Source organism: Caulobacter sp. GW821-FHT09H08, from assembly GCF_059415885.1.
Genome location: NZ_JBWKOC010000005.1, coordinates 100,165 through 114,329, shown reverse-complemented (window position 1 = coordinate 114,329; position 14,165 = coordinate 100,165). Strand labels below are relative to the sequence as shown.

10 protein-coding genes are annotated in these 14,165 nt (G+C 67.7%); 6 read left to right on the top strand and 4 right to left on the bottom strand.

Translation table 11 applies throughout. The annotated features are described in order from the left end of the window. The first annotated feature begins 6 nt into the window (after positions 1-6). A complete protein-coding gene (locus AC07NN_RS18450) occupies positions 7-1,314 on the top strand; it encodes a dicarboxylate/amino acid:cation symporter (protein ID WP_494644246.1) in 1,308 nt (435 codons plus the stop codon). Between the two features lie 83 nt (positions 1,315-1,397). Here AC07NN_RS18450 and AC07NN_RS18445 read toward each other — a convergent pair whose 3' ends face one another. Genes AC07NN_RS18445 through AC07NN_RS18435 form a run of 3 tightly spaced genes read right to left on the bottom strand, consistent with a single transcriptional unit; the run spans position 1,398 to position 5,802 of the window. Continuing rightward, positions 1,398-3,854 carry an ABC transporter permease gene (locus AC07NN_RS18445; protein ID WP_494644242.1) on the bottom strand — a complete coding sequence of 819 codons (2,457 nt, stop codon included), beginning with the start codon at positions 3,852-3,854 and terminating at the stop codon, positions 1,398-1,400. Between the two features lie 11 nt (positions 3,855-3,865). Beyond that, complete coding sequence (locus AC07NN_RS18440; protein ID WP_494644240.1) at positions 3,866-4,546, bottom strand: ABC transporter ATP-binding protein; 681 nt, start codon at positions 4,544-4,546, stop codon at positions 3,866-3,868. 11 nt (positions 4,547-4,557) lie between these two features. Continuing rightward, positions 4,558-5,802 carry an efflux RND transporter periplasmic adaptor subunit gene (locus AC07NN_RS18435; protein WP_494644237.1) on the bottom strand — a complete coding sequence of 415 codons (1,245 nt, stop codon included), beginning with the start codon at positions 5,800-5,802 and terminating at the stop codon, positions 4,558-4,560. Positions 5,803-5,956: 154 nt separating this feature from the next. Between AC07NN_RS18435 and AC07NN_RS18430 the strand changes: the two genes are divergently transcribed. Together AC07NN_RS18430 and AC07NN_RS18425 are read left to right on the top strand one after the other, a co-directional pair. Beyond that, positions 5,957-7,339, top strand: coding sequence for a sigma-54-dependent transcriptional regulator (locus AC07NN_RS18430; RefSeq protein ID WP_494644233.1), 1,383 nt, complete (start codon positions 5,957-5,959; stop codon positions 7,337-7,339). Further along, entirely contained in the window at positions 7,329-8,540 is a 1,212-nt protein-coding gene (locus AC07NN_RS18425) for a sensor histidine kinase (RefSeq protein ID WP_494644231.1), read from the top strand. Before AC07NN_RS18430 ends, AC07NN_RS18425 begins: the two co-directional genes overlap by 11 nt. Positions 8,541-8,592: 52 nt before the next feature. Here AC07NN_RS18425 and AC07NN_RS18420 read toward each other — a convergent pair whose 3' ends face one another. Then, on the bottom strand, positions 8,593-9,600 hold the full coding sequence (locus AC07NN_RS18420; RefSeq protein WP_494644228.1) for an AraC family transcriptional regulator: 1,008 nt from the start codon (positions 9,598-9,600) through the stop codon (positions 8,593-8,595). Between the two features lie 215 nt (positions 9,601-9,815). Here AC07NN_RS18420 and AC07NN_RS18415 point away from each other — a divergent pair, with 215 nt between their 5' ends. From AC07NN_RS18415 to AC07NN_RS18405, 3 genes are read left to right on the top strand one after another with little or no spacing between them, the layout of a single operon-like run. After that, positions 9,816-12,275, top strand: coding sequence for a TonB-dependent receptor (locus tag AC07NN_RS18415; RefSeq protein WP_494644224.1), 2,460 nt, complete (start codon positions 9,816-9,818; stop codon positions 12,273-12,275). A gap of 48 nt (positions 12,276-12,323) precedes the next feature. Further along, positions 12,324-13,301, top strand: a complete 978-nt coding sequence (locus AC07NN_RS18410) for a quinone oxidoreductase family protein (RefSeq protein ID WP_494644221.1) — start codon at positions 12,324-12,326, stop codon at positions 13,299-13,301. An 8-nt stretch (positions 13,302-13,309) separates the two neighbouring features. After that, the gene (locus AC07NN_RS18405) at positions 13,310-14,158 is read left to right on the top strand and encodes a TauD/TfdA dioxygenase family protein (RefSeq protein WP_494644219.1); all 849 of its coding nucleotides are present in this window, start codon (positions 13,310-13,312) and stop codon (positions 14,156-14,158) included. The last annotated feature ends 7 nt before the right edge of the window (positions 14,159-14,165 follow it).

Below are 14,165 nucleotides of genomic sequence, written 5' to 3'. Positions count from 1 at the left end.
AAGATCATGCGTCGTGGCGGACTGACACTGCAGGTGGTGCTGGGGATGGCGCTGGGCGTCCTGTTCGGCTTGGCCTGCCATGCGTGGATACGGCAACCCGAAACCCTGAAGGCCGTCGTCGGCGTCCTGGATCTCGGCAACATCGTCTTCCTGCGCGCGATCAAGATGATCATCGCGCCGCTGGTTTTCGCGACCTTGGTCAGCGGCGTGGCGCAGATGGGCGGTTCCGGGGCGGTGGGCCGCGTGGCCGGGCGCGCGCTGATGTTTTTCGTCGTCGCATCGGCCATCTCCCTGGGCATCGGCTTCCTGGTGGTGACCACGTTGCGCCCGGGGGAGGGGCTGCATCTGGTCTCCGGCGTCGCCGTCGGCGGGATGAAGCCGCCGCCGCTGACGGCGGCGCGCTTTCTCGAGCACCTGATCCCAACATCGATCATCGACAGCATGGCGCACAACGAAGTGCTGCAGATCGTGGTGTTCTCGGTGCTGACCGGGGTCACCCTGACAGCGATCGGCGAGCCGGGGCGACAGCTGCTGCGCGTCACCGAGGCCATGTCGGTCGCCATGCTCAAGATGACCACATACGTGATGGCCTTGGCGCCGGTCGCGGTGTTCGCGTCGGTGGCCAAGGCGATGGCAGAGCAGGGGATGGGGATCATCGCTTCCTACGCCGCCTATGTCGGCGGCTTCTATCTGGCGCTCGGGCTACTCTGGGCGGTCATGGTGGTCGGAGGAAGCCTGGCCCTGGGGCCGGCACGGCAGTGGGCCTTGCTGAAGGCGATCCGCCAGCCGGCGCTGATCGCATTGTCGACCACGAGTTCCGAGGCCGCCTATCCGGTCCTGCTGGAGAAGCTGGAGGCGTTCGGAGTGCCCAATCGCATCGCCAGCTTCGTGTTGCCGCTGGGCTATGCGTTCAACCTAGTTGGATCGATGTGCTACTGTGTCTTCGCGGCGCTGTTCGTCGCTCAGGCTTATGATGTCCCGCTAGCTGGCGGCCAGATCCTGCAGCTGATGCTGCTGCTGTTCGTGATGAGCAAGGGCATCGCCAGCGTACCGCGCGCATCGTTGCTGGTGGTGGCCGCGACGCTGCCTTACTTCGACATTCCCGACGCCGCCGTCGTGCTGCTGCTGGCTGTCGACCACTTCCTCGACATGGGACGGACCGCCACCAACACGGTCGGCAACGCCGTGGTGGCGGCCGTCATTTCGGCGTGGGAAGGGCCTTTGGAAGCCGGTCCAACCCTCGCCGAAATCACGGATTCGCAAACAGTTTCGGGCAAGCCGGATACGCCTCTCCACGTCCCGGCCACGTCGTGAGATCTTGTGAGCCTGGGCCGCAGGTCGCCAAAGAGCGACGCTAGTGCGCCTCGCGCATAGGTGCGGCCGGTCCAGCGCTTCCTTTATTCGTATCGAAGCGCCTCGGCCGGATCGGCGCGCGCGACCTTGAACGCCTGACCGCACACCGTCAGCAAAGCCACGAGCAGGGCCAGGACCGTCGCCAGGGCGAAGTAGATCAGGCCGAGCGTGATCCGCTGGTCAAAGCCGTTCAGCCATTCGCGCATCAGCGCATAGGCCAGCGGCCAGGCCACGAGATTGGCGATCAGCACGGGCCGGAGGAACTGACCAGCCAGCAGGCGGAAGATGTCGACGGTCGAGGCGCCCAGCACCTTGCGGATGCCGATCTCCTTGGTCCGTCGTTCGCTGTTGAACGCGGCCAGGCCGTAGAGCCCCAGGCATCCGATCAGGCAGGCGACGATCGCGCCGAGGGTGACGAGACGGGCGCGCCGTTCGTCCGGCTCGTAGAAGGGATTGAGCGAGGCCTCGATGGTCTTGCCCTTGAAGGGGGCGCTGGGCAGAGTCTGGCGCCAGGCCGTCGCCAGCCGCTCCATGACCACGGTGGAGTCGCCATCGTAGCGCACGATCATGGTCTCGAAGCCGGTCAGCGAGGCGCCAGGCGTGCTGTTCAGGAAATAGACCAGCGGCGGCACCTTCTCACGCGGTGACCCATAGCGGGCGTCCTTCATCACACCCGCGATCCGCAGTTCGTCGTCACCCACCCGGAGCAACTGGTTGATCGCCGCCTGCGCCGTCGGGAATTCCAGCGCCTTCGCGGCGGCCTCGTTGATCACGACATTGACGCCGGTGGCGGTACGGCCCTCCGCCGCGCCGGCGCGGCCCAGGTCGTCCAGGGCGTTGGTTGTGTCCAGCGGACGGCCTGCGGCGACGCGCATGCCCAGGGTGCGGAAGTAGTCCGGCGCGACGAACTCCATCGACAAGGACGGCTTGGCGGTCGAGCCCTGGCGGGTGAACTCGGTGCTGCGCGCGACGCCGCCGTGACCCGGGTAGCGTCCGGAGATGGTCGCGCTGATCACGCCGTCGGTGCGCCTGAACGCGGCTAGGGCGGTGTCGCGGCGTGGCAGAATGTCGGGACCGTCCACGCCGGGCACGACGATCAGGCCGTCGCGCTGGAAGCCCAGTTCGGCGCGGCGGACGAACTCGGCCTGGGCGAAGACCACGGCGGTGGCGATCAACAGGGCGATCGAGACCGAGAACTGCGCCACGACGAGGATTTCGCGCACAAGGGCCGCAGCGCGACCGCCGCCGGGCGCCTTGGCCGAAGCCAGCACCGCCGCTGGCTCGTAGCGCGACAGCACCAGGGCCGGATAGACGCCGGCCGCGAGGCCCACCATCACTGCGACTGGGATGAGCAGGAGCAGCACTCCTTCGCCGCCCAGATAATGCAGCTGGAGCTTGCCGCCCAGGGCGCTGTTGACCAGGGGCAGGCTCAGCTCGACCAGGGCCAGGGCGATCAGGGCCGATACCAGGCTGACGATCACCGCTTCGACCAGGAACTGCGCCATCAGCGCCCCGCGCGTGGCGCCGAACGCCTTGCGCAGGCCCACTTCCCGGGCGCGCAGCACGGCGCGGGCGGTCGAGAGATTGACATAGTTGATGATCGCCAGGCCCAAGGTCAGGACGCCGATGATCTGCAGGGTGATGACGAAGCGACGATCGACCCCGGGCTTGAATTGGCCCATCTGCTCGGCGTTGAAGTGCAGGTCGGTCAGCGGTTCCAGCTTCAGGCCCAGCCACTCGTGCACGCCGTCCGCGCCGCGCCGGCGCATGAGGTCGGGCAGGGCGGGATTGATCGCCTCGACCGCGGCCGCGTCGGGCAGGCGGACATAGGTCAGGTAGTTGGTGGCGTTCCACTGGTCGAGATACTCGGCCGACTGCGGCAAGACCGACTTGTCGAGCAGCGCCAGGAAATCGATCTTCAGATGGGTGTTCTCAGGCAGATCCTTCAGCACGCCCGAAACGACGTAGTCGCGTGGCTGGCCGTCCAGGGTGAGGGTCAGGCGCTGGCCCATGGCGTTGGCCTGGCCGAAGTACTTCCTCGCGGCGGTCTGGCTGACGACCAGCTTGCCAGGACCCGCCAGGGCCTGGGACTGGTCGCCGGCCGCCAGCGGCAGGTCGAACACGTCGAAGAAGCTGGCGTCGGCGAAGATGACTTCCTCGTAGTCGGCCTGCTCGCCCCGGCGCACCGCGAAGGAGCGGTTCAGCAGCCGAACGCCGGCCTGGACCTGATCGCCGAACTCGGCCTTGAGATTGGGCAGGACGGGGCCGGGGATGGGCGCGATCGCCTCGTGCGGTCGGCCGGCCATGGTCATCATGCCGGTGACGCGAAAGGTGCGTTCGGCGTTCGGGATCCAGCGATCGTAGGAAAGCTCGAAACGCGTCGCGATGGTCAGGGTCAGGAAGACCGCAAGGCCCACGGCCAGGCCCAGGATGTTCAGGGCCGAGAACAGCTTGTGGCGCAGCAGCGAGCGGTAGAGCGTCAGGACGTAACTCTTGAGCACGGCGTCCTCCCTCAGACCGCGCGACGGGCGCTGGCGACGATGCGGCCGTCCAGCATGTTGACGACGCGCTTGGCCTGGTCGGCCTGGCTGGCGGAGTGGGTGACCATCACGATGGTCGCGCCCTCCTGATTCAGGCTCTTGAGGATATCCATCACCTGGGCGCCGTTGGCGGTGTCGAGGTTGCCGGTCGGCTCGTCGGCCAGGAGCAGGGCGGGTTCGCCGACGATCGCGCGGGCGATGGCGGCGCGCTGCTGCTGGCCGCCCGATAGTTGGTGCGGGTGGTGCTTGGCCCGGTGGCCGACGCCGACACGGTCCATGGCTTCCGCCACCAAGGCCTTGCGGTTTCTGGGCGTGTCCTTGCGGTAGGTCAGGCCTAGCTCGATGTTTTCGGCGACCGTCAGTTCATCGATCAGGTTGAAGCTCTGGAAGATGAAGCCAAGCTTGTCGCGGCGCAGGGCGGCGCGGTCACGTTCGGACATCTCGCTCACATTGCGGTCCAGGAACAGGTGCTGGCCGTCGCTGGGGCGGTCGATCAGGCCCAGGACGTTCAGCAGGGTCGACTTGCCCGAGCCGGACGGGCCCATGACGGCGACGAACTCGCCGGCGTTGACGTTCAGTTCGATATCGCGGAGCGCCGTCGTCTCCACTTCGTCGGATTGGTACAGGCGATTGACGCCGGCCAGGGTGATCATGGGATCGTCCTTCAGCGGAGAATGAGGCGGGTTTCCTGCGCGAACCCGTCGTAGGAAGAGGTGAGGACGCGCTCGCCGGGACGCAGGCCCGAGAGCACTTCGACTTGTTGCGGGTTGCGGCGACCCACGCGGATGGCGCGGCGGGCGGCGCGACGACCGTCGGCGCCGACCACGAAGACCCAGCTGCCGCCGCCGGCCTGCATGAACGGACCGTTCGGCAGTACGAGCGCCTGGCGCGTGGCGCCCAGGGTCAGTTCGAGATCCAGGCTCTGGCCGCGCCGCAACGACGGCGGCGTCGCGCCCTGGAAGGCCAGGTCGATCTGGAAGCGGCCCTGGCGCACCTGGGGAAGGATCCGGCTGACGGTCAGCCGATACGCCTTGCCTTCGTACTGCGCGGTCGCGACCTGGCCTGGATTGACCCGGCCCAGATAGTACTCGTCGACGTCGGCGGTCAGCTTGTAGTCGTTCTCGCTGTCGATCTGGCCGACGCGTTGGCCGGCCGTGACGGTTTGGCCTCGTTGCAGATCGAAGGCGGTCAGGCGGCCGGCCACCGGCGCACGCAGCTTCAGAGCCTCCAGGCTGCCGCGCACCGACGACAGGTTGTCGTGCAGTTGAGCCTGCATCTGTTGGATCTCCTGGGCCTGCCCCCGCATCATGCGGATCTCGGGCTGGATCGACGCCTCCAACGCCGTCACGCGGGCGCGATGGTGGACGGCTTCGGCATTGACGGCTTTCAGCTCGGCGTCCGAGACGATGTCCTGGTCGTGCAGCCGCTGCCGGACGCCCAGCTTCTGTTCCGCCTGCAGAAGCTCGAAGCGCGCCTGGGCCAGCTCGCGGTCGCGGTCGACGCGGCTGCGCTCGATCTGCAGCAACTGGCCACGGGCGTCGCCCAGGCGGGCCGAGATGTCCGCCTCGCGTGAACCGACCTCGAGGGCCAACTGCGGATTGGTCAGCGTCGCCAGCAGCTCACCGGCTCCGACCAGGGCGCCGTCGGCGGCGGCCAGACGCTCGACCCGGCCGCCTTCCACGGCGTCGAGATAGACGGTGACCCGAGGCGTGACCTGGGCGCGGGCCGGCACGAAATCATGGAAGGCGGCCTCCTTCACCGCGGTGATCTCGGCGCCCTCGGCCTGAACCGCCTGCGCGCCGGGAGGCGCGATCACGAGATAGGTGGCGACGGCGATGGTCAGGACGCCGCCCCCCGCCGCGGCGGGCAGCCAGCGACGCCTTGGCTTGCGCGCAACCACGCGGTCCATGGCCGCGCCGGGGGACGGAGAGGATGGTGTCGGATCCATGCCCTATTAGGTCGTCGGGCGCATGCGATCGCCAAACCTTGAGAGTTTACTTGCACTTCCGCATCGGGCGGGCCAAGCAAGTGTCCGAAAACGAACACCTGTCCGGTCAAGCCTTGTGATTTCCGCCGCGTCTGTCCGCCCCGCGATCCTGGTCGTCGACGATGATCCCGATGTTCTGCAGTCGGTGCATGTGCTGCTCTCGCGAGAGGGCATGGAGCCCCAGGGCGCCAATGGCCCCGCGAGCGCCTTGAAGCTGCTGGGCGAGCGCAGCTTCGACGCCATCTTGCTGGATCTCAACTTCAGTCGCGGCGCCACGTCCGGGGACGAGGGCCTGAGTTGTCTGCAGGATATCCTGGCCCAAGATCCCGACGCGGCGGTGGTGGTGATCACCGGTCATAGCGGGGTGAATATCGCCGTCAGCGCCATGCGCGCGGGCGCCAGCGACTTCGTCACGAAGCCCTGGAGCAACGAGCGCCTGGCCGCGACCGTGGCGACGGCGGTCGAGCTGCGTCGCCGTCGTCGGCAAGCCCGCGCCTTCCAGGCCGAGAATACGGCGCTCGTCCGTGACGCCTATCAGGAGGCGGTGCTCCTGGGCTCTAGCCCCGCCATGTCGCGACTGCGCGGTTTGATCGCCAAGGCTGGGCCGACCGAAGCCAATGTCCTGGTGCTGGGCGAGCACGGTTCGGGCAAGGAACTGGTCGCCCGCGCCCTGCATCAGGCCTCGCCGCGCGCTCCGGGGCCGTTCATTCCCGTCGACCTGGCGGCCCTAGCCGAAGCGAACTTCGAAGCCGAACTGTTCGGCCAGCGCGGTGGTGGCCAGGATCGCCCCGGGCGTCTGGCGGCGGCCCACGGCGGGACCCTGTTCCTGGACGAGGTCGGGCATCTGCCGCTGACCCTGCAGGTCAAACTGCTGTCGGCCATCGAGCGACGCCAGGTGACCCCCGTCGGCGGCGACAAGCCCGTGCCGCTGAATGCGCGGATCATCGCCGCCACCAACCTGCCGCGCGCCCAGCTCTATTCGGAGAGCGTGTTTCGCGCGGATCTGCTCTATCGGCTCAACACCGTAGAGCTGATCGTCCCGCCGCTTCGCGAACGCGGCGACGACATCGTCGAACTGGCCCGCCACTATCTGAAACTCTACGCCCGCCGCTATGGCCGCCCGGAGAAGAAGCCGCTTTCGGACGCAGCCGCCCTCGCACTGAAGGCCGACGCCTGGCCCGGCAACGTCCGGGCGCTGCGCCACGCCATGGAGCGCGCGGTTATCCTGAGCGAAGGGGGGAGCTATGCCGCCGAAGACTTCGTGCTCAGTCGCGCGCCGGCGGCGCCGTCCCGGCGATCGGCGGCGGTTGTCGCTGACGATCTCAACCTGGAACGGGCCGAGAAGGCCAAGATCGTCCAGGCGCTGCAGAAGCACCACTACAATGTCAGCCACGCGGCGCGTGATCTGGGCCTGACCCGCGCGGCGCTATATCGGCGGATGGAGAAGCATGGTCTCTAAGCCCGCCCTGCGTCTGGCGATCCGTCTGGGGGTCCTGTTCCTTGCTGGCGCGGGGGCGCAGGCGGCCTGGAACGCCGGCTACTTCGCCAGTCTGGCCATCTGCGCCGGCATCGGCGTCTGGGCGATCAGCCGTATCGCCGCTGAAGCGCTCGAGGCCCGCGCCGGCCTGGAGGCGAACGAGGAGCGGCTGCACGGCGAGCTGCTCGACAGGGAGCGGCAGGCAAAGACCCTGACTGCCTTTCTCGACCACGCGCCGGCCCCGCTTCTGGCCATGCGCGGACGAGATCGCATCGAGGCGATCAACTTGGCGGCTCGCCGGATGTTCGCCACCGACGACGTGATCGCCGATCCGCCAGAGACCCTGGTCGCGGCGATGCTGGGTCTTGAGCCGGGCGTGCGCTGCGCGCTCACGCTCGACATCACGGGTTCGCCTCGAGCCTACGCCTTGACCATGGCCGAGGTGGTGAGCGAGGGCGACTTCGTGCGCATCGCGGTCCTGATGGACGTTCAAGCCGAGGTCCAGGTCGCCGAGGCGGCGGCGCACCGGGAGCTGATGCTGGTGCTGTCGCACGAGATCATGAACTCGATGACGCCGGTGACCTCCCTGGCCCAGACGGCGGCGGTGCTGCTGCGCGACGTCGATCGGGAGGATGACGCCCTGCGCAAGGCGCGACAGTCCGTGGAGAGCCTGTCCCGTCGATCGACTGAGCTTCTTCGGTTCGTCGACAGCTACCGCACCCTGGCCAGGCTTCCGGAGCCGCGTAAGGAGATGACCGACCTCACCCAGCTTCTGGAGGACATGGCGCATCTGTTCCGAGGGCGATGGGGCGAGCAGGGCGTGGTGTTGCGCGCCGATATCGCGTCGGGACTACGCGGCCGGGTGGACGGCGCGCTGCTCTCGCAGGCGGTGCTCAACGTGTTGACCAACGCCGCCGAGGCCGCCTTGACCGGCGACGAGGAGCCCTGGGTCGTCCTGGCCGCGCGAGATCACGGCGAGCACTTTCGGATCACGATCGAAGACAGCGGTTCGGGCTTTGGCGATCTTGATCCGGCCTTGGCGTTTCGGCCCTTTCTCAGCACGAAGCCGGGCGGCAGCGGCATTGGCCTGACGATCACCCGCCAGATCGTTCTGGCGCACGGCGGCGAAGTCTCCGCGGAGAGTGCGCCTGGGGCGGGCGCTTGCTTCACGATCACGATCTGATCTCCGTGAGCCCCCGAAATTCCTCTAGGGCCGGGTGATCCGGCGTGGATCGTCAGGGCTGCCTCGCCAAGAGCATGCGCCGATAGTCGCGAGGGGACTGGCGGTAGCGCGCGCCGAACCATCGCGTGAAGGCGCTGGGCGAGGCATAGCCGAGTAGATCCGCGATCTGGCTGATCGGATAGCCGCCGTTGCGCAGGTAGCGCTCGGCCAGTTCGGCCCGCACGTCGTCCAGCAATGCGCCGAAGCTGACATCGGCCGCGGCGAGGCGTCGCTGCAGGGTGCGGGTGTTGAACCCGAAATAGGCAGCGACGTTCTCCAGGCCGCCATGACCCGCAGGCAGCAGGATGTAGAGCGCGTTGCGCACCTGCTGCTCCACACCCGCCCGGCTGGCCGGCATGGCGTCCAGATAGCGGCGCGCATAGCGGGCCATCTGTTCGTCGGCGTCCGGGTTCTTGCGATCGAGATCGGCGGCCTCGATCACGAAGCCGTTGAATTCGGATCCGAAGCGGATCGGACAGCGGAACAAGCGACGGTGGACGTTCAGCTCCGGCGGCGCCGCGTGGACGAAGCGCACCTCCAGTGGCCGCCAATAGGGCCCCAGCACGGATCCGCACAGGCGGAACAGCACCCCCATGGCCAACTCGGTCGACTGGCGCGCCGCGCCGGAGCGGCCAGAGACCAGTTCCTCGCGAATGATGGCCAGGCCGTCCTGCTCGGTCATGTGGATCGCCAGGGACTCGTTGAGCAGGTGCTCGTACCGCTGCAGCATCTCCAGGCTGTTTCGAAGGGTCGCCTGATGCTGCAGCAACAGGCCGACCGGGCCGAAGTCGGCGGGCTGGCGTCGCTCGGTCATCAGAAGCCCGAGCGACTGGCAGCCCGAGACCTCGGCGCTGCGTTCCAGCAGGGTCATGGCGGCGGCGAGTGGGATCCGGCCGTCGGGATCGGCGACCATCCCGCGCGTCAAGCCGGCCTCCTGCAGCAGCGGCGCGGGATTGAGGCCGTGCTCGCGGGCGACATCGAAATAGTGGGCCAGAACTCCTGCGCGGGCCTGTGCGACCATTGCACCGTTCTCCGAATTTGTCGCGAAATGGATAGTTATTGTCGCCAAAAGTCAATCCGATCGCCTGAGCCCGGCCTAGCGTGATCGTCGGGGGTGGCGATCCGACGGTCAGACGATCAGCCAGTTTTCCAAGAAAAAAATCGGCCAAGCCGACCATGTTGGAGGAAACAATGCTGTCAGACCGCTTCACGCGGCGTGGGCGCCCTTGCGCCCGAATGCAGGCTTCGGTTCTCGCGCTGGCCGTCATGGGCGTCCTGTCCACACCGGCCTATGCTCAGGACCAGAACATCCAGATCGAAGAGATCGTCGTCACCGCCCAGAAGCGGGCCGAGAGCCTGCAGGACGTGCCGATCTCGGTGGCCGCCACGACCGGCGACAAGCTTGAGGCCCAGGGCGTCAAGGACCTGGAGGGTCTTTCCGGCTACGTGCCCGGCGTCCAGATCGGCAAGGGCGCGATCAACACCCAGATCAACATTCGCGGCATTGGCTCGGGCAGCAATCGCGGCTTCGAGCAGTCGGTCGGCATGTATGTCGACGGCGTCTATATGGGCCGCGACCGCCAGTTCCGGGCGCCGTTCATGGACCTGGATCGGGTCGAGATCCTGCGTGGGCCGCAGGGTACGCTCTTCGGTCGTAACACCATCGGCGGCGCGATCAGCGTCATCACCGCCAATCCGTCGCTCGGGGGCTTCGAAGGCGACGCCGCCGCGCGCTGGGACGCCGAGACCAAGACAGTCCAGCTGAACGGCGCGGTCACCGTCCCTTTGGGCGAAACCGCGGCCCTGCGCCTGGCGATCCAGAACCGCTCGGGCGACGGCTATATCCGGGACGTCACGCGCAATCGGGATGAGCCGGGCGTGGACGAGCTGGCCGCCCGCGCCACCCTGCTCTGGAAGCCCACCGACGCCTTCTCGGCCAAGCTGAAGTTCAGCACGCTGAAGTCCGACGTCACCGGCATGAACGCGACCGTGACGCGCTTCTCCAAGGTCACCGGGACCGTCACGCCGCCGAGCGCGCTGGCCAGTCTGCTGTTCGCCAACCTGGCGGCGGTGGAGCCGAGGTTCGGTGTCGGCGACCCCTATGTCACCTATCGCGACGATCCCGATGTCCCGGGCTGGTCGGGCCGCGACGACAAGATCGAGACCCGCTCGAAGCTGGGCGTGCTCGATATGGAATACGCCATCAACGACAAGCTGAGCCTGACCTCGGTCACCGGCTACTCGACCTACAAGACCCACGACGGCCTGGACCTCGATTTCCTGCCGATCCGCCTGATCTTCCGCAACGAGCAGCAGGACTTCTCGCAGTACTCCCAGGAACTGCGCGTGACCTCCGACACCGGCGGCGCGTTCGACTTCATGGGCGGCGTCTATGTCGAGAAGCAGAAGCTGAGCCAGGACGGCGCGCTGCTGGTCAATTCGCGTCTCGGTTTCCTGCCGGCCTCGGCCTTCGCCAGCGGCGCGTCGGCGGCGGTCTATCCGCTGCTGCCGGCCAATGTCGTCGCCCGCGACAGCTACTTCTCGCAGGAGACCCAAGCCCAGGCCGTGTTCGGCGAGCTGCGTTGGCGGCCGTCGTCGACCGTCATGGTCACGCTCGGAGGCCGCTGGTCCAACGAGAAGAAGGATTTCGTCAAGAAGGTCTGGTTCGGCGCCGACGCCTCGCCGCAGGGCCTGTTCGTGGCCCCGGCCAGCATCACGCAGGAGAACGTCCTGCTGCTGTACATGAAGGCCTTGGACCCCAACAACAACCTGGTCGACACCGTCGGCCACCGCAAGGAGACGGGCTTCGATCCGTCGCTGAAGGTCCAGTGGGACGTCTCCGACGACGTCATGGCCTACGGGACCTATTCGCAAGGCCGCAAGTCCGGCGGCTTCAATGGCAACGACGACCAGCGCCTGGCCAGCACGGCTTCGCCCTGGACCGCCCTGACGCCGGCGGGCCTCTCGGTCCGTAACACGGCCTACGACCCGAAGACCCCGGGCGACGGCTTCGAGTATAAACCCGAGACCGCCAAGTCGTTCGAGGCGGGCCTGAAGACCCGTCTGATGGGCGGGCGGATGGTCCTGAACCTGGCGGCCTTCTCGACCAAGTATGAGGACCTCCAGGTCACGGTGTTCCAAGGCGCCAGCTACGTGGTGGCCAACGCCAAGGGCTCGAAAATCCGTGGCTTCGAAGCCGACGGCCAGCTGCGGGCGACTCCGGAACTGACCCTGTCAGGCTCGTTGGCCTATCTGGATTTCAAGTTCTCGGACTACGCTAACGCGGGTTGTACGGCCCAGCAGATCTCCGAGAAGCCCGCGCCCTGCGTGCAGGATCTCAGCGGCAAGACCAACGCCTTCGCCCCCAAATGGAGCGGCAACGTCGCGGTCGATTGGAAGCATCCGGTCGGGGCGGACTACGAGCTGCGCGTCAACGCCGACGCCAACTTCCGGGCCAGCCACTATCTCGACTACGACCTGGATCCGACGGCGCTGCAGCACGCCCAGACGCGGGTCAACGCCCGGGTCGCCTTCGGCGCTCGCTCGGGGCGCTGGGAAGTCGCCGCCTTCGGACAGAACCTGACCGACAAGGCCACCTTCACCACCGTCACCGACATCCCGTTGTCGCCGGGCGCGTTCGCCGCCTTCGTCCAGGAGCCGCGCACCTACGGCCTGGAACTTCGCACTCGCTTTTGACCAAACCCGGCGGCGCCCGCGCGGCGCCGCCGGCCAGGAGATTTCGCCATGGCCGAGGCTGTTCGCTTTTCGGAATTCGGAGGCCCCGAGGTCCTGCGTCACGAGCAGGTCGAGGTCGGCGCCCCCGGGCCGGGCGAGGTGCGCATTCGTCACGCCGCCGTCGGGCTGAACTTCGCCGACACCTACTTCCGCACCGGATACTACCCCGCGCCCTTGCCCTGCGGTATCGGCGTCGAGGCTGCTGGCGAGATCGTGGCGGTGGGCGAGGGGGTGACCGGCTTCGCATCCGGAGACCGCGTCACCTATACCGGCAGCCCGCTCGGCGCCTATGCCAGCGAGCGGGTCATGCCGGTCGGTTCGCTGATCCGCCTGCCGGACGCGATCGGCTTCGAGACCGCCGCCGCCATGACCATGCGCGGCTTGACCTCGGCCTATCTGACGCGGCGCATCTGCCCGACGCTGAAGGCTGGCGACACGGTGCTGCTGCACGCCGCCGCTGGCGGGGTGGGCCTGATTGTCGCCCAATGGGCCAAGATCCTCGGCCTGAACGTGATCGGCACGACGTCCACCGAGGCCAAGGCCGATCTGGCCCGCGCCCACGGTTGCGACCACGTCGTCGACTATACGCGGGAAGACTGGGTCAAGCAGGTGCGGGATCTGACGGGCGGCGCAGGCGTGGCCGTCGTCTACGACAGCGTCGGCAAGGACACCGTGGCTGGTTCGCTGGACTGCCTGCGTCGCCGGGGCATGCTGGTCTGCGTCGGCACCGCCTCGGGGCCGATCCCGCCGATCGACGCGTTCCAACTGGCCGTGAAGGGCTCGCTCTACGTCACCCGGCCGGCCTTGGCCGACTACATCGCAGATCCGGCCGAGCGCGCGGCGCTGGCGGGCGAGCTCTTCGAGCATGTCGCCTCGGGGCGGATCCGCATCGACATCAACCAGCGCTACGCCCTCCGCGACGCCGTCCAGGCCCACCAGGATCTCGAGGCGCGGCGCACCACCGGCTCATCCATCTTCGTGATCTGAGGCCTGTCATGCGTGTCGAGAAGCTCACCACCCACATCGGCGCCGAGCTGAAGGATGTCAGCCTGGCCGACGCCGCCCACGACGCCGTCCTGTTCGAGGAGATTCACGGCCTGCTGCTGCAGCACAAGGTGCTGTTCCTGCGCGACCAGGACATCTCGCGCGCCGACCACGTGGCCTTCGCCAGCCGGTTCGGCCAGCTGGAGGACCATCCGGTCGCCGGCAGCGATCCGGAAAATCCGGGCCTGGTCCGCATCTACAAGGACCTCGACAGTCCGCCGGAGCACTACGAGAACGCCTGGCATTGCGACGCCACCTGGCGCGAGGCTCCGCCGTTCGGCTGTGTCTTGCGCTGTGTCGAGACGCCCGAGGTCGGCGGCGACACGATCTGGGTCAACATGGCTCGCGCCTATGCGGACCTGCCGGACACGATCAGGGCGCAGGTCGACAGCTTGCGCGCGCGCCACAGCATCGAAGCGACCTTCGGCGCGGCCATGCCGGTCGAGAAGCGCCGGGCGTTGAAGGCCCAGTATCCCGATCCCGAGCATCCAGTCGTCCGGACCCACCCCGACACCGGCGAGAAGGTGCTGTTCGTCAACGCCTTCACGACCCACTTCGTGAACTTCCACACGCCCGAGAACGTGCGCTTCGGCCAGGACTACGCGCCGGGCGCGGCTCAGCTCCTGGCCTATCTGATCGGCCGGGCGGCGATCCCCGAATACCAGGTCCGCTGGCGCTGGACGAAGGACAGCGTCGCCATCTGGGACAACCGCTGCACCCAGCACTACGCGGTCCAGGACTACTGGCCCGCCATCCGGAAGATGGAGCGCGCCGGCATCGTCGGCGACCGCCCGTACTGACCCGAAA